We start from the raw sequence: 15,201 nt of genomic DNA, 5'->3' as shown, positions 1-15,201 counted from the left end.
CCTATCGGGATTAAGAGAGGCAGCATAGGAAAGAATCTGCTTCCATTGGTTTAGCGAATATCTCTTCAGAACAGGCACAAGCACGCTCCGATCACGAAGCGTGCTTGTTATCTTCCGTATCCCCGATCCCGTCTCATCCGAGAGAAATCATCGTGCCCGGCATATACTCGGGTTCTAGGAAATCTTGAATATCTTGCTCCTTCAGCAACCGTTCGATCCGGACCGTTCTGCCATCGACCGCTTGGACGAGCAGTGTCCGCCCGTTCCGCTTCATCTCGAAGAAGCGCGGCTCTTTCTCATAGCCTCTCCATATTTCTTCCATTGGAATGATCGAATGGAGCATCAGACTTGGCCCCCCTCGTATGGCGGCGGCTGAACCGGTGGTTGCATCGTCGCTCCGTTGCCAGGCGCCGTCTTATTATTGAGTTTGCGCTCGTCAATCAGACGATTGAGATGACGGAGAGCCGCTCCGACTCCCCCCACTTCATCGATAAGACCGTAACGTACCGCATCGTGCCCGATGACCGTCGTTCCGATATCCCGGGTCAGTTCTCCCGTCGTGAACATCAGTTCCTTGAATTTATGCTCGGATACGCGGGAATGAGAGGTTACGAACCTTACGACTCGCTCCTGCATTTTATCCAAATATTCAAACGTCTGCGGCACGCCGATGACAAGCCCGGTCAACCGAATCGGATGAATCGTCATCGTGGCGGTCTCCGCGATCAGACTCATCTGGGAAGCGACGGCGATCGGGACGCCGATGCTATGTCCTCCGCCCAAGACGAGCGTGACGGTCGGCTTCGACATCGATGCGATCATTTCCGCAATCGCCAACCCCGCTTCCACGTCTCCTCCCACCGTATTCAATATAATCAGAACGCCTTCGATTTTGGCATTCTGCTCCGCGGCGACCAACTGCGGAATGACATGCTCATATTTCGTCGTTTTATTTTGAGGCGGCAGCACGATATGTCCTTCAATCTGCCCGATAATATTCAGGCAGTAAATATTCGATTCTCCCGGCGACGGAGTGGAAGCGGTCCCCAACTGCTGGATATTCTCGACAGGGGGCGGGGTATTTGCCCCGGATGGGTTGGTTCCGTCAGGCGGCGTCTCGTTCTGATGAAGCGACGGCTGATATAGATGTATGTTCGGATCAGGCATCTGTATTCCCTCCATTTGGTCTAGTGGGTGCCGTCATAGGTTGCGCAACTCATTCCGGCGTTATGCCTATCCTCTCACGGACATGCAAAAAAGCTGACAGCCCCCGCCGAAACAGGGGTGCCAGCTTTCCTTGAAATAAGCCGGAACGAGAATAACTGGTGACTGGGATTCTCGTCCCATACTTATTATACTTCCATAATTATAGGCAGTATCATCGGACGGCGGCGGGTCTGCTCATACAGGAACCGGCCCAGCGCATCCTTCACATTGGTCTTGAGCGAAGCCCACTCATTCACATTCTCGTTCATCAGCTTATGCAGCGTCGAAGTGACGATGCGATTGGCCTCGTCCAGAAGACCTTCCGATTCACGGACATAGACGAATCCGCGGGAAATGATATCCGGACCGGACAGGATCGTTCCATCCTGCTTGCTCAAAGTGACAACGACGACCAGAATGCCGTCTTGAGACAACAATTTGCGATCGCGCAATACGATATTGCCGACATCGCCAACACCGAGCCCGTCAATGAGAACATAGCCCGATTGCACCTTCGATCCGCGCCGGGCAGCGCCATTCTGAATCTCGACGGTATCTCCGATGTCCGTAATGAAAATATTTTCTGGCTCAATTCCGACCGACTCCGCAAGCTGAGCGTGGTGTCTTAGCATCCGGTACTCGCCGTGAATCGGAATGAAATATTTAGGCCGCATCAGGTTGAGCATCAGCTTGAGCTCTTCCTGGCTGCCGTGACCGGATACGTGAACCCCGGCTCTCATGCCGCTATAGATGACATGCGCACCTAAGCGGGATAACTCATCGATAGTTCGTCCGACATACTTCTCATTGCCCGGAATTGGAGTAGCAGCAATGACAACCGTGTCTCCTGGCAAAATATCAACCTTGCGGTGCGTGGAACGCGCCATCCGCGTCAGAGCTGACATCGGCTCGCCCTGGGAGCCGGTTGACAGAATGACTACCCGGTCAGCCGCCATCTTGTTCACTTCATCCGGTTCAATCAGCATACCGTCCGGAATATATAAATATCCGAGTTCCGAAGCGATGGTCACGACATTGACCATGCTGCGCCCTACCACGGTTAGCTTCCGGTTCGTCGCATGGGCTGCCTCAATCACCTGCTGTATCCGGTGAATGTTGGAAGCGAACGTCGCCACGACGACGCGCTGTTGAGCGCTGCGGAAAATTTCCTCCAGCACAATACCGACGCTGCTCTCGGAAGGCGTATAGCCTGGACGCTCTGCATTCGTGCTGTCAGACAACAGGGCAAGCACGCCCTTGCTGCCGATTTCAGCCATGCGCTGCAGATCGGCATATTGCTCGTTAACCGGCGTATGATCGAACTTGAAATCGCCCGTATGGACGACATTGCCTTCCGGTGTCTCCAGACATACCCCCACCGAATCCGGTATCGAGTGGTTCGTCTTGAAGAACGACGCCCGGATCGACCCGAGCTGCACTTCGGAATCTGCCGTAATCAGCACGCGCTTCGTCTCGCCCAGCAGATTGGCTTCGCGCAGCTTGCTCTCAATCAAGCCCAGCGTCAAACGAGTGCCGTACACTGGCACATTCAAATGCCTCAGTACATAAGGAAGACCACCGATGTGATCTTCGTGTCCGTGCGTAATGAGGATTCCTCTTACTTTGTCACGATTATCGGTCAAATATGAAATATCCGGAATGACAATATCAATTCCGAGCATATCTTCTTCCGGGAACTTCAACCCTGCATCGATGACGACGATATCGTTTCCGTATTGGACGACGTACATATTTTTCCCGATTTCGCCCACGCCGCCCAATGCGAAGATAGATAATTTATCAGCGGTGTTTTTCTTCGACAAGTGGATCTTAACCTCCTACTATATTCAGTTGGCCGTCAACCAATGAACATCTTTCATTTCAAAATTATACCGCACCCAGTCACTTGATTCTCATTATACATGAACAAAAGTGAAAAACACAAGTCAGCGATTATCCAGCCCTATTGTCTCCCAAAAACAAAAACCGATGCCCCGCAAGGCATCGGCTCTTCAAACCGTTCATTCATTTCGTTACAATGAAACTCAATCAAGCGATGTAACCAGCTCGCGAATAAATCCTGCTTCGCTCTCGGATGGCTCTACCAGCGGGAGACGGACACCTCCGGTATGATACCCCCGTAGCTGAAGCGCATACTTCACGGCGACCGGATTCGGACAATGGAACAGTCCCTTGAAGACCGGATACAGACGACGATGCAATCGGGCCGCCTCCTCGTTATTCCCGTTCAGATACGCTTCGATCATCATCTTCATCTCCGCGCCGACTAGATGGCTCGCTACGCTAATGATGCCGTGGCCCCCCATGGCCAAGAGAGGCAGTGTGAGTGTGTCGTCGCCGCTGTAGACGTAGAACCCTTCAGGTGCGCCATCGACGATCAGGGTCATCTGCTCCAGTGAAGCGCATTCCTTGGTCGCGACGATATTCGGTATCTCCGCCAAGCGAAGCGTAGTCTCGACAGACAGGCTTACAGCGGTACGTCCCGGAACGTTATACAGGATGACCGGCAGCTTCGTCGATTCGGCAATCGCCTTGAAATGACGGTACAGCCCTTCCTGATTCGGTCTGTTATAGTAAGGCGCGACCAATAGAACGCCGTCGACGCCGGCTTCCTCGGCCAGCTTCGTCATATGAATCGAGTGGGCCGTGTTGTTGCTGCCTGTACCGGCAATGATCCGAGCCCTCCCGGCAGCTTTTTCCACCGCGAACTTGAACAACTCCACCTTCTCCTCATCGGTCAAGGTCGGGGATTCGCCCGTCGTTCCGCATATGACGAGACTGTCGTTACGCTGCACCTCAATCAAATCATGAATCAGACGTTCCACTTCAGGCCAATGAATCCGTTCGTTGGCATCGAACGGGGTCACCATCGCGGTTATCAATCTTCCGAACTCCACTGTTAGACTCCTCCTCTTGCAACTTCAGATCAATGCCTGAAAGGCATCCTGTATTACCGCTCCAGATGGAACTTGGAATGCAGCGCCCGCAGCGCCCGAACCATATCTTCCTTCCGTACGAGAACCCATATCGTCGTATTCGAATCGGCGGATTGCAGTATCTGTATCTCCTGCTCCGTCAATGCTTCTACTATCGTTGCCATAATTCCCGGCACACCGTTGATGCCGCCGCCGATGACTGACACTTTGGCGCAGCCGGACAGGAATTTGGGCGCGAAGCCCATCTCCTCCAGCACCTCCCGCGCTCTAGGAGCATCGGTATCGAACACCGTATAAACGGCGCCCGACGGGGTAACATTAATAAAGTCTACACTAATATGATTTTGCGCCATCGCCTTGAAGACTTTGAGCTGCAAATCATAGATGCCCGCTTCGGCTTCCACCGAGATTTGCGTTACGTTGCTCACGTACGCAATCCCTGTCACGAACCGATCGACGAAAGCCGTTTCCACCGCATGGAAGCCTTCCGGATGAGTGACGAGCGTTCCCTCTTCTTCGCTGAAGGTGGAGCGAACTCGAACAGGCACCTGAGCCTGCATCGCAATCTCGACGGCCCGCGGGTGAATGACTTTCGCCCCGTGATGGGCCAGATTGCACATCTCTGTGTAGCTTACGACCGATAACGGCTTCGCATCTTCCACCAAGCGCGGATCTGCGGTCAATATGCCGTTCACATCGGTATATATATCGACAATTTCCGCATGCAGCGCCGCACCCAGCGCCGTAGCGGACGTGTCGCTTCCTCCCCGGCCAAGGGTCGTGATATCGCCTTCATCGGTCTGGCCCTGGAAGCCAGTAACGATAACGACATCGGCATGGTTCCAGCCTTCGATGACCCGTTCGGGACATACGTCCAATATGCGGGCATTGCCGAACTGGTGATCCGTCCGGAATCCGGCCTGAGCCCCCGTCATCACCGTCGCCGAGATGTCATAGCGGCGGAGCAGGCCGCATAAGGTCGTTGCCGAGATGATTTCACCGCAGCACAGTAATAAATCCTTTTCCCGCGGAGGCAGAGCGCTGCCGTTCTCCTGCATCCAATCAAGCAGGGTATCCGTTGCATAGGGTTCTCCCCGCCGGCCCATCGCTGAGACGACGACCGCAAGGCGGTAGCCTCGATCAAGCTCCCGCCGTATATGTTGAACTACTTTTTCTCTTGCTTCGGCAGTAGACAAAGAAGTGCCACCGAATTTCTGTACTAATATACGCATAGCGTTTCCTCCAACTACTAAGACTGACTGCCAGATAACGTGCCGATAGACAAAAAAGGCAGGAGCGGCCTGCCGTTATGGCCGCTCCGACGCAATATGTTCAGCAATTTGAACCGCGTTCCATGCAGCGCCTTTCATTAAGTTATCGGATACAATCCACATATTAAGAGCGCGCGGTTCGTTCAAGTCCCTGCGCAGCCGTCCGATAAATACGTCCGGCTTCCCGGCGCATTCGGTCGCCAGCGGGTACTGTTGAGCTTCCGGATCATCTACTAAAGTAATGCCCGGGGCGTTGGCCAGCAGATCTTTGACTTCATCAAGCTGGAAGTCTTCCTTCAATTCGACATATACGGACTCGGAATGACCATATACGACAGGGATGCGCACGCATGTCGCCGTAACCTGTAAATCTTCATCCCCCATAATTTTCTTCGTTTCCCGAATCATTTTCATTTCTTCGAGTGTAAAGCCGTTATCTTGGAATTTATCGATTTGCGGGATCGCATTAAAGGCAATCTGGTGCTTCACCGGCAAGGAGCCCACCGGAAGAATATCCGGATTCACGTCCCGTCCCTCCAGCGCTTCCTTCGTCTGGCGTTCCAACTCGTCAATCGCGCGGCTTCCCGCTCCGGATACCGCTTGATAAGTCGAGACGATGACTTTGGAGATGCCATACCGATCATAGAGCGGCTTCAACGCGACAACCATCTGGATCGTGGAGCAATTCGGATTGGCAATGAGACCCTGATTCTCTGCCACTTTATCTATATTCACTTCAGGAACGACGAGCGGCGTATTCGGATCCATGCGGTAAGCGTTCGTGTTGTCAATGCATACCGTTCCCCGCTTGATCGCTTCCGGAGCAAGCGCCTTCGACACGTCGCCGCCTGCGCTGAACAAGGCAATATCTATCCCCTTGAAGCTCTCCGGCTTCGCTTCCTGCACCGTAATCTCCTGACCATTAAATACAATCTTCGTTCCGGCAGAACGCGCGGATGACAGCAATGTCAGCGTCTCAATGGGAAATTGACGTTGTTCCAGCAATTTGATAATCTGTTCCCCTACGGCGCCAGTTGCGCCGACTACTGCAACATTGTACCGCTTCTGATTCGTCATATGTCGTTTCTCCCCTCTGGCCATCGTCTATATCAATCTGTCGAGGGATGCAAGGTAGCGTCCCTCGGCAGATGATCCACTAAGTTATGTTCATTGGTTAACGTTCCACCAGCAGCGGCTGAAGCTGTCTGCCCTCCAGCGCCGCAATACAGGTCTCGGGCACGAGATCCATGCGGGCGACCAGCGAATTCGGCTTCTGAACCGGATTGTCCTGCCCGAATGGAACGAAGTATATGTTCTTCGCCACTAACAGCTTGGCGATATTGGCCGCATTCAATCCAAGGCCGTCATTCGTGGAGATAGCCAGCACGAGCGGACGTTGATTGCGCATCTGCGCCTTGGCGGCCATCAGGACCGGGCTGTCTGTCATCGCGTTCGCCAGCTTGCTCGTCGTATTGCCCGTGCAAGGAGCGATAACCATAACGTCCAGCAGCTTGGACGGGCCAAGCGGCTCCGCCTCCACAATTGTAGAAATAATATCATTCCCCGTTATTTCTTTCAACTGCATTTGCCACCCTTGCGATGTTCCGAACCGTGTGTCCGTCGTCATGACCGTATTCGAAGCGATTGGAATGACCCTTGCTCCCCCATCGACGAACCGCTGAATCTGGGGCATCACTTCCTCGAACGTGCAGTGAGATCCCGTCAGCGCATAACCTACCGTGATTCCCTTGTAATTCATTGCCCGATTCCCCCCCGTTCCATCATGGACTCCTGGAGCAGCTGTGAGATGCTCTGAGCTAAGATGCGTCCCGCGGTCTTCGGAGCGACGATCCCCGGCAATCCCGGGGCCAGCATCGCCTTGATTCCGCGCTTCTCGGCGAACCGGAAGTCGACGCCTCCGGGCATCGAGGCCAGGTCGATAATGACCGCGCGATGGGGTATTTGGGCAATGACCTGCGCTGTGACTATCATAGTCGGAATCGTATTAAAAAGCAAGTCGATGTTCGACACTTCGCGCGCCAGATCGCTGACATAGAAAGGGCTGAAGCCCATCTCCGTCGCTCTGGCGAAGTGCTCGTTCCGCCTTACCCCAATCCGCACCCGTGCTCCGACGCCAAGCAGCGTCCGCGCCATCGTAAATCCGGTCCGTCCCATGCCGAGCACGACCGACTCGGAACCATGCAGCGTAATGTCCGTATGCTGAATCGCCATCATGAGGGCGCCCTCGGCGGTCGGTATCGAATTATATATCGCCACGTCATCCCTGTCGAACAGCTCGAACAGCTTCAGCCGGTATTTCGTGCACAGCTCGCTTAAATATGGCTTCGCCATTCCGGTAAACAGTACGGCATGCTCCGGCAAGGCGGCCACATGCTCTTCCGACAGAATCAGCTCTTCCGACGTGAATATGGCATGAACCTTGCCTTTGTCATCCGTCCCTACCGCCGGCAGGACGACCGCGTCCGCCTTTTTCAGCAACTCCGGTGTCAACGGCTGGCGCTGAACGCCGTGGAACGGATTTTGGAGCTGTTCATAGCCCGCTAGAATAACGGTGGCGTCCAGCTCGGATAGCTTCTGAATGATCTCAAGCTGCCGGGCGTCGCCGCCGATGAACACCACTTGAACTCCGGTTAACATGCTTGCCGTTCACTCCTTATCCCCGCAGTGTATAGAACATCTTATTCGCGAGCCCACAAAAGGTGCACCGGCAACCGGAAGGAGGAACGCGGTTGGCCGTTCTCCTGCGACGGACCGGCTGCATGCGGCCGTTCGTCTTTCGTCCCGAACTGAAAGATCAAAAAAGCAGCCACTTCGTAAGAGTGACTGCATTGGCAACCTATTTCGTTCCGGTGTGGCCGAAGCCGCCTTCGCCGCGAGCGGTGTCGGACAGCTCATTCACTTCGGTCAATTCGATCTGCGGCACGAACTGGAGCACCATCTGCGCAATCCGCTCCTTGCGCTCAATCGTGAAATGCTGCTGTCCGAGATTGACAAGCAGCACCTTCACCTCGCCGCGATAATCCGCGTCAATCGTTCCCGGCGAATTGAGGCAAGTGATGCCATGCTTGAAGGCTAGTCCGCTGCGTGGACGAATCTGCGCTTCCAGATATGGCGGCATCGCCATCGCGAATCCGGCCGGCACCAGGGCGCGGTGGCCGGGAGCCAGCGTCAGCGGCTCCTGTACCGCCGCATACAGATCAAAGCCTGCCGCCAGATCGGACATTTTCTGCGGCAACGGAATGTCTTCGTTGCCGGGCAATTTTTTAATTTGAACTTGATGGACTTGCTGTAACAAAGTAATCCCTCCTGAAAGCCGAAATTGCGCGATCGTTCGCTCCAACCATGGCCGCGGCAAACGGCTCGGACAGCATGCGGGATAAAACATATGTAATGTCATCCATCGTAATCGAATCGATCCGCGCAATAATTTCATCTAATGTATAGTGCCGGCCAAGCATCAACTCGTTCTTGCCCAACCGGTTCATCCGGGCGCCGGTGCTCTCCAGCCCCAGAATCAAGCTTCCTTTCAACTGCTCCTTGCCCTTCTTCAATTCATCCTGCGTCAGACCGTGCGCAGCAAGATTGCCAAGCACCTCGAGCGTAATGTCCAGCACCTCTTGCGTCTGCTTCGGCGCCGTGCCCGCATAGAGGGTGAACAGTCCGCAATCCGCATGCGAGGAATGATAGGAGTAGACCGCATAGGCCAAGCCACGCTTCTCGCGGATCTCCTGGAACAGGCGCGAGCTCATGCCGCCTCCGATAACGTTATTCAATAAGATCATGGCATAGAGCCGCGGATCGGTCATGGAGCAGCCTGGCAAGCTCAAGCAAATATGATTCTGCTCGGTCTTCTTCTGATGGAAGATCGAGCTCCCGTCGAATATCGGCGCCGACACCTCGTTAGACGGTCGGGAATTGTGGAAATATCCAAAATGCTTCTCCAGCAGCTCCAATAGGGAGGCATCGAAATTGCCCGCCACGGCGATCACCGTATTTTCAATCGTATAGTGCTCCTGCATGTATTGGCGCAAGTCGGCAGACCCCATTGGCTCCAGACGTTCCCTCGTTCCGAGAATCGGATACGCGAGCGGATGGCCCCCATAGGCGGCACGCGTGACGAGATCGTGCACCGTATCGTCGGGGGTGTCTTCATACATGGCGATTTCCTCGAGTATGACGTTCTTCTCCTTGCTCAGCTCTTCTGCCTGCAAGGCGGAACGGAAAAACATGTCCGACAGCACATCTACGGCTATCGGAAGATGCTCATCCAGCACTTTCGCATAGTAGCACGTATATTCCTTCGAAGTAAATGCATTCACATTCCCTCCGATTGCGTCGAACGAATCCGCGATCGCCTTGGCATCGAACCGCTCCGTACCTTTGAACATCATGTGTTCAATAAAATGAGAAATACCGTTGGTCGTCTCATACTCATTGCGTGAACCAGTCTTCACCCAAATGCCGAATGACACGGAACGGCAGGTTGGTATTTTTTCCATAACGACCCGCAGACCGTTACTTAACTGCACTTTCTCCACCGGCAATCCTCCTCATCCGAAGTTCAATCCTTGTTGCCCCTCTAATCCTACCAAAAAACTTAACGCGGCTCAACCAACTCCACGTCGAGCCGCTTCTCGGACAGCGTCTCGCTGACCGTTCCGGGCAATAGGCCTTTGCCGCGAATCGTGCGGATGATGCCTGGCAGCGCAGCCTTGGAGGAAGGCGTCGGATGCATCAGGATGAGGGAGCCGGGCTCCACCTTCGCGTCGATTTTGCGAATAATGGCGGAAGGTTCCGGATTTTTCCAATCGACGGTGTCCACCGTCCACATGACGGTCTTCAATCCGTACGCGTGGGCGGTCTGAACCGTCAGCGCGTTGAAATCGCCGGATGGGGGCGCGAACCATTTGTTTTTCACCTGGAGAGTCGTCTCCAGCAGACGCTTCGTTTTCTCGATTTGCTGGGCCTGCAAGCCCGCGCTCAGCTCGCTCATGTTCGGATGGGAATAGGCATGATTCTCCAGTTCATGTCCTTCCTCCTGAATCCGCTTCGCCATGTCCGGGTTTTTGTTCAACCAGCTTCCATCAAGGAAAAACGTTGCCTTCACTTTTTCTTCCTTGAGCGTCGCCAACATCGGTTCGATGTGCTCGTTCCCCCATGCGACATTAATCATCAGCCCGGCCATCTTCTTATTCGGATTGCCGCGATAGATCGGCTGCGGCTCCAATTGTTCGAGCGTCACCCGCGGCGGAATTTCTCGCATAACCCATGTAATGCCGGCATCCGCCCGCTTCGTTTTATTGGCTTCATACGTTTGCTCCCGATCGACCTCCAGCCCGTTGTACCCCGGGATGGCTTTCCAGACCCGGTCGATTCGCGCGTCGATCGGTGCGATATATTTGCTTTTGGCCTCCTCCGCAATCCGTTCCTTCAACGGGAGCTTCTCCAGCGCTTCCGCCTCATTCAGGTGATACGCCTCACTAATGGCGAGCACCGCTTTGCGCTCTTTAATGAAGGATTCTGCCTCTGTTCCCGTTCCGATATATAGCGCCCCTATGAAGGCAACGATGATAAAGATCCATTTTCGTGTGACTGGCCGCATTGAGTCCATTCCTTTCCACAGTTTGTCCTTCTGATTCTATGCCAAATCGGGCATAGTTATGCGGCGGAAGACGGGACTGGCTCGAACCAATAAAAAACATGAACGCAAAAAAAGAGCCAGAAACCAGTCTGCCTCTTTCCTTGTATCTATGCTGTTCTTCCTTATTACGATTGCGGCCGTGGCGGGCGCGGTCCTCTTGGACGCGATCCCCCATGCGGTGGGCGTCCTCCGCTGCGCGGACGATCCGGCGGCGCGCTTCCGTCTGCAGGCGCTGCCCCTTCCGGCTGTACCGGCTCAAGCAAGACACGGCGCGACAGATTGATGCGGCCTTGTTGATCAATCTCGACAACCTTGACTTCGATCTTATCGCCGATGGAAGCGACATCCTCCACCTTCGCGATACGTTCCGCCGCCATTTGCGAAATATGAACGAGCCCTTCCTTGCCAGGAAGAATCTCCACGAACGCGCCGAACTTCTCAATGCGCTTCACCGTTCCGGTATATACTTCGCCGACGACGACTTCTTTGACGATCGCTTCGATCATATCGCGGGCGCGGATATTGGACTCTTCATTCGGCGATGCAATGAAGATGCGTCCATCCTGCTCGATATCGATTTTGACGCCGGTCTCATCGATGATTTTGTTAACCACCTTGCCGCCTGCGCCGATGACGTCGCGGATTTTGTCCGGATTGATCTGCATGATCAAAATCTTAGGCGCATACGGAGACAGCGTCTCGCGCGGCTTGTCGATGACCTGAAGCATCTTCTCCAGGATGAACATGCGCCCTTCACGCGCTTGCGCCAAGGCTTGCGTCAAGATGCTGCGGTCAATGCCGTCGATTTTGATATCCATCTGGATGGCGGTAACCCCTTCGGCGGTCCCAGCCACTTTGAAGTCCATATCTCCGAGATGATCTTCCATGCCTTGAATGTCGGACAGAATCGAGAAGTGCTCTCCATCCTTAATAAGCCCCATTGCAATACCGGCTACCGGCGCCTTGATCGGAACGCCTGCATCCATCATGGCCAGCGTGCTCGCGCAGATGCTCGCCTGGGATGTGGACCCGTTCGATTCCAGCACTTCGGAGACAAGGCGAATCGTGTACGGGAAATCCGACTCCGGCGGAATGACCTTGGACAACGCGCGTTCTCCGAGAGCGCCATGTCCAATCTCCCGGCGGCCTGGCGCCCGTAATGGACGAGCTTCCCCTACGGAGAAAGGCGGGAAGTTGTAATGATGCATGAAGCGCTTCGATTCTTCCAGCGAGATGCCGTCCAGAATCTGCACATCACCCAATGCACCCAACGTACAAATGCTGAGCGCCTGCGTCTGACCCCGCGTGAACAGGCCTGATCCGTGCGTGCGCGGCAGCAGGCTCGTGTCGCACTCGATCGGGCGGATCTCATCCACCTTGCGGCCGTCCGGGCGCACTTTCTCATGCGTAATCAAGCGGCGCACTTCTTCCTTGACAATGTCGTACAGCGTCTCCTTCACATCATCCATCCGTTCAGGCGACTCGATATACTGCGCTTCAAAATGCTCGACCGCTTCCTGGTTGATGGCATCGATCGCATCCTGGCGCGCATGCTTCTCCGGAATGCGGATGGCTTCGACCAGGCGCTCCTGCGCAAATGCGCGCACCGCGGCATTAACGTCCGTATCAACGGCATGGAGCTTAACCTCCATCTTCGCCGTTCCGGCGAGTTCAGTGAAGCGCTCGATCACATCGACAATCTTGCGAATCTCTTCGTGTCCGAACATGATTGCTTCCAGCATCACTTCTTCCGGCACTTCGTTCGCTTCGGCTTCGACCATCATGATCGCATCCTTCGTGCCTGCGACCGTGACGTGAATATCGGTCTTCTCTTCCTGCTCCACGGTAGGGTTAATGATGAATTGACCGTCAATCCGGCCGACGACAACCCCTCCGATAGGACCGTTGAACGGCACATCGGAGATCGACAGCGCAGCTGACGTTCCAATCATGGCCGCCATCTCTGGCGAGCAATCTTGATCAACGCTCATGACGAGATCGACAATCTGAATGTCATTGCGGAAGCCTTCCGGGAACAGCGGGCGAATCGGGCGGTCAATAAGACGGCTCGCCAGGATTGCCTTCTCGCTCGGACGTCCTTCCCGCTTGATGAATCCCCCCGGAATCTTGCCCACGGAATACAGACGCTCTTCATAATTCACGGTTAGCGGAAAAAAGTCTAAATCTTTTGGTTCCTTCGAAGCGGTCACGGTACAAAGAACGACCGTGTCACCGTATTGAACCTTGACGGCGCCGTTGGCCTGCTTCGCCAATCGTCCCGTCTCGAGTACAAGCGGTCTTCCGCCAAGTTCCATCTCGATGCGGTTCATCGGATCCCTCCTTAAGTTCTACGCATAGTTATCTTCGTTACACCTACCATTATCTCCTGCATCCCGCCTGAAAAAACAAGGGGAATGTATGAGCCCGAAAATTCCGGCAGATCATTTAGATGTGGTTCATGAACTCATTATTGTAGGATTATGTATCAACAGACTTCGGGCCGGGGCTCGTCCAGCCTTGCGCCTGATATCATCTCCATCGAATCGATGCAAGCGGGCAAAATTCGCCCCATCGTTAAAAAGCAACCCGGCTGCATGCCGCACTGTCAGGCGGGATGAACAACCAGGCTGCTAAGAGGTCCTTGCTATTAACGGCGCAGTCCGAGCTTCTCGATCAATGCGCTGTAACGTTTAACATCCTTCTTCTTCAAGTAAGCAAGAAGCTTACGGCGTTGACCGACCATTTTCAACAATCCGCGGCGGGAATGATGGTCTTTCTTATGTGTCCGCAAGTGATCCGTCAAATTAACGATGTTCTCAGTAAGGATAGCGATCTGCACTTCCGGAGATCCTGTGTCCGATTCGTGCGTCTTATGCATGTCAATGAGCTGTTGCTTGCGCTCTTGAGTCAATGCCATCCTATTCACCTCCCAATATGTTATCAATTCAGCCGAGAGCCTCGTTGCCGTCGGTGAGATCGAGCAACCAAGCTAAGGCTATTGCCGCTTATTCACGACAACGTTACTAGTATATCACTATCAGATTTAAAAGTAAACGCAGATTCTCGATGTTTTCGGCAGCAGCCGATGGCTACCCCTGGAACACGCTCTCCAATGCAGGCGCGCCCTCCATCGAAGCCAGCCGTCGCCGGGCTTCCTCGGCGTCCGCCGTTATCTGGGCGACAAGCGCCGCGATGCCGTCGAACTTCTGCTCGGCTCTCAGGAAATCCATGACGGCAATGGTCACTTCTTCCCCGTATATGTCCGCATCGAAGTCGAACAGGTGCGCCTCGATCGAGGGTCTCGTCTCCCCGCTCTTGAAGGTAGGCTTCAACCCGATGTTCATCACGCCGTCATGCCACATTCCGCCAACCTTCACCTTGACGGCATAGACGCCGTTCCTCGGAATGACATACGGTTCATCCGGGTCCACGTTCGCGGTCGGGAAGCCGATCGTGCGGCCGCGGGCATCGCCATGTATGACCGTCCCGCGCAGCAGATAGGGACGGGCCAGTAATTGATTGGCCTTCGTGATCTCGCCTTCGGCAAGGCATTGGCGGATGCGGGTGCTGCTCACCTTCGCATCGTCATCGTTGTGGGCCGACACAATATCGACAGTGAAGCAGCCCTCTCCCCATTCGGCCAGCAGCTCAGCCGAGCCTTCCCCGCGATGGCCGAACCGGTTATCGAAGCCGACCACGGCATGCTTCACGCCGAGATTGCACAGGCAGTCCGCGAACTTGCGGGCCTGCAGCTGGGCGAAGCTCAGATTGAAGTCTATGATATACAAGCGATCGATTCCGAGCTGGGCCAGTACTCGCTCCTTCTCCTTAGGCGGAGTCAGGCATCTTGCATACCGTTCATCGCCGAATACCGCCTTCGGATGGGGGTGAAAGGTCATCAGAGCGACAGGCAGGCCATGCTCCCGCCCATACTTCAGCCCACGCTCAATCACCTTCACATGGCCGGCGTGTATGCCGTCGAAATGACCCAGGATTACCACTTGCGGCTGCCGCGACGCCGTCCATTCCGCATGTCCGTCTGTTGCATGTATCACTATCTTTTCCATTTGTAATCAGAGCCCCTGCATTCGTATTTCCGGTTGCA

At 54.5% G+C, this 15,201-nt stretch carries 14 protein-coding genes; all 14 read right to left on the bottom strand.

Annotated features, from left to right (window positions below):
- Window positions 1-133: 133 nt before the first annotated feature.
- The gene (locus FLT43_RS27725) at window positions 134-343 is read right to left on the bottom strand and encodes a YlzJ-like family protein (protein WP_087441383.1); all 210 of its coding nucleotides are present in this window, start codon (window positions 341-343) and stop codon (window positions 134-136) included.
- Window positions 343-1,167 carry a ClpP family protease gene (locus FLT43_RS27720; protein WP_087441384.1) on the bottom strand — a complete coding sequence of 275 codons (825 nt, stop codon included), beginning with the start codon at window positions 1,165-1,167 and terminating at the stop codon, window positions 343-345. The genes FLT43_RS27725 and FLT43_RS27720 overlap by 1 nt, the downstream gene beginning before the upstream one ends.
- 185 nt (window positions 1,168-1,352) lie before the next feature.
- Entirely contained in the window at window positions 1,353-3,029 is a 1,677-nt protein-coding gene (locus FLT43_RS27715; RefSeq protein ID WP_087441385.1) for a ribonuclease J, read from the bottom strand.
- 222 nt (window positions 3,030-3,251) lie between these two features.
- Entirely contained in the window at window positions 3,252-4,124 is an 873-nt protein-coding gene (gene dapA, locus FLT43_RS27710; protein WP_087441386.1) for a 4-hydroxy-tetrahydrodipicolinate synthase, read from the bottom strand.
- Between the two features lie 53 nt (window positions 4,125-4,177).
- Window positions 4,178-5,395, bottom strand: coding sequence for an aspartate kinase (gene dapG / locus FLT43_RS27705; RefSeq protein ID WP_087441387.1), 1,218 nt, complete (start codon window positions 5,393-5,395; stop codon window positions 4,178-4,180).
- A 75-nt stretch (window positions 5,396-5,470) separates the two neighbouring features.
- Complete coding sequence (locus FLT43_RS27700) at window positions 5,471-6,511, bottom strand: aspartate-semialdehyde dehydrogenase (protein WP_087441388.1); 1,041 nt, start codon at window positions 6,509-6,511, stop codon at window positions 5,471-5,473.
- 97 nt (window positions 6,512-6,608) lie between these two features.
- Window positions 6,609-7,193 (bottom strand): dipicolinate synthase subunit B, encoded by a 585-nt coding sequence (locus tag FLT43_RS27695; protein ID WP_087441389.1) that lies wholly within the window; start codon window positions 7,191-7,193, stop codon window positions 6,609-6,611.
- On the bottom strand, window positions 7,190-8,092 hold the full coding sequence (dpsA, locus tag FLT43_RS27690) for a dipicolinate synthase subunit DpsA (protein WP_087441390.1): 903 nt from the start codon (window positions 8,090-8,092) through the stop codon (window positions 7,190-7,192). The genes FLT43_RS27695 and dpsA overlap by 4 nt, the downstream gene beginning before the upstream one ends.
- A gap of 199 nt (window positions 8,093-8,291) precedes the next feature.
- Window positions 8,292-8,750 carry a dUTP diphosphatase gene (dut, locus tag FLT43_RS27685; protein ID WP_087441391.1) on the bottom strand — a complete coding sequence of 153 codons (459 nt, stop codon included), beginning with the start codon at window positions 8,748-8,750 and terminating at the stop codon, window positions 8,292-8,294.
- A complete protein-coding gene (locus FLT43_RS27680) occupies window positions 8,719-9,993 on the bottom strand; it encodes a M16 family metallopeptidase (RefSeq protein ID WP_087441392.1) in 1,275 nt (424 codons plus the stop codon). Before FLT43_RS27680 ends, dut begins: the two co-directional genes overlap by 32 nt.
- A gap of 59 nt (window positions 9,994-10,052) precedes the next feature.
- Window positions 10,053-11,066, bottom strand: coding sequence for a polysaccharide deacetylase family protein (locus FLT43_RS27675; RefSeq protein WP_087441393.1), 1,014 nt, complete (start codon window positions 11,064-11,066; stop codon window positions 10,053-10,055).
- A gap of 155 nt (window positions 11,067-11,221) precedes the next feature.
- Complete coding sequence (gene pnp, locus FLT43_RS27670) at window positions 11,222-13,426, bottom strand: polyribonucleotide nucleotidyltransferase (protein ID WP_087441394.1); 2,205 nt, start codon at window positions 13,424-13,426, stop codon at window positions 11,222-11,224.
- Between the two features lie 317 nt (window positions 13,427-13,743).
- On the bottom strand, window positions 13,744-14,013 hold the full coding sequence (gene rpsO, locus FLT43_RS27665) for a 30S ribosomal protein S15 (RefSeq protein ID WP_087441395.1): 270 nt from the start codon (window positions 14,011-14,013) through the stop codon (window positions 13,744-13,746).
- A 172-nt stretch (window positions 14,014-14,185) separates the two neighbouring features.
- On the bottom strand, window positions 14,186-15,163 hold the full coding sequence (locus tag FLT43_RS27660) for a bifunctional riboflavin kinase/FAD synthetase (protein WP_087441396.1): 978 nt from the start codon (window positions 15,161-15,163) through the stop codon (window positions 14,186-14,188).
- Between the last annotated feature and the right edge of the window lie 38 nt (window positions 15,164-15,201).

It is taken from the genome of Paenibacillus thiaminolyticus (genome assembly GCF_007066085.1).
Taxonomy (GTDB): Bacteria; Bacillota; Bacilli; order Paenibacillales; family Paenibacillaceae; genus Paenibacillus_B; species Paenibacillus_B thiaminolyticus.
The sequence above is the reverse complement of the archived record's forward strand: the minus strand, read 5'-3'. Positions and strand labels throughout refer to the sequence as shown.

Excerpts from the sequence above, each read along its gene's own strand:
- FLT43_RS27720 (WP_087441384.1), bottom strand. The coding sequence starts at position 1,167 with ATGCCTGATCCGAACATACATCTATATCAGCCGTCGCTTCATCAGAAC.
- FLT43_RS27660 (WP_087441396.1), bottom strand. The coding sequence starts at position 15,163 with ATGGAAAAGATAGTGATACATGCAACAGACGGACATGCGGAATGGACG.
- FLT43_RS27675 (WP_087441393.1), bottom strand. The coding sequence starts at position 11,066 with ATGGACTCAATGCGGCCAGTCACACGAAAATGGATCTTTATCATCGTT.
- dapG (WP_087441387.1), bottom strand. The coding sequence starts at position 5,395 with ATGCGTATATTAGTACAGAAATTCGGTGGCACTTCTTTGTCTACTGCC.
- FLT43_RS27700 (WP_087441388.1), bottom strand. The coding sequence starts at position 6,511 with ATGACGAATCAGAAGCGGTACAATGTTGCAGTAGTCGGCGCAACTGGC.
- dpsA (WP_087441390.1), bottom strand. The coding sequence starts at position 8,092 with ATGTTAACCGGAGTTCAAGTGGTGTTCATCGGCGGCGACGCCCGGCAG.
- rpsO (WP_087441395.1), bottom strand. The coding sequence starts at position 14,013 with ATGGCATTGACTCAAGAGCGCAAGCAACAGCTCATTGACATGCATAAG.
- FLT43_RS27725 (WP_087441383.1), bottom strand. The coding sequence starts at position 343 with ATGCTCCATTCGATCATTCCAATGGAAGAAATATGGAGAGGCTATGAG.
- FLT43_RS27695 (WP_087441389.1), bottom strand. The coding sequence starts at position 7,193 with ATGAATTACAAGGGAATCACGGTAGGTTATGCGCTGACGGGATCTCAC.
- pnp (WP_087441394.1), bottom strand. The coding sequence starts at position 13,426 with ATGAACCGCATCGAGATGGAACTTGGCGGAAGACCGCTTGTACTCGAG.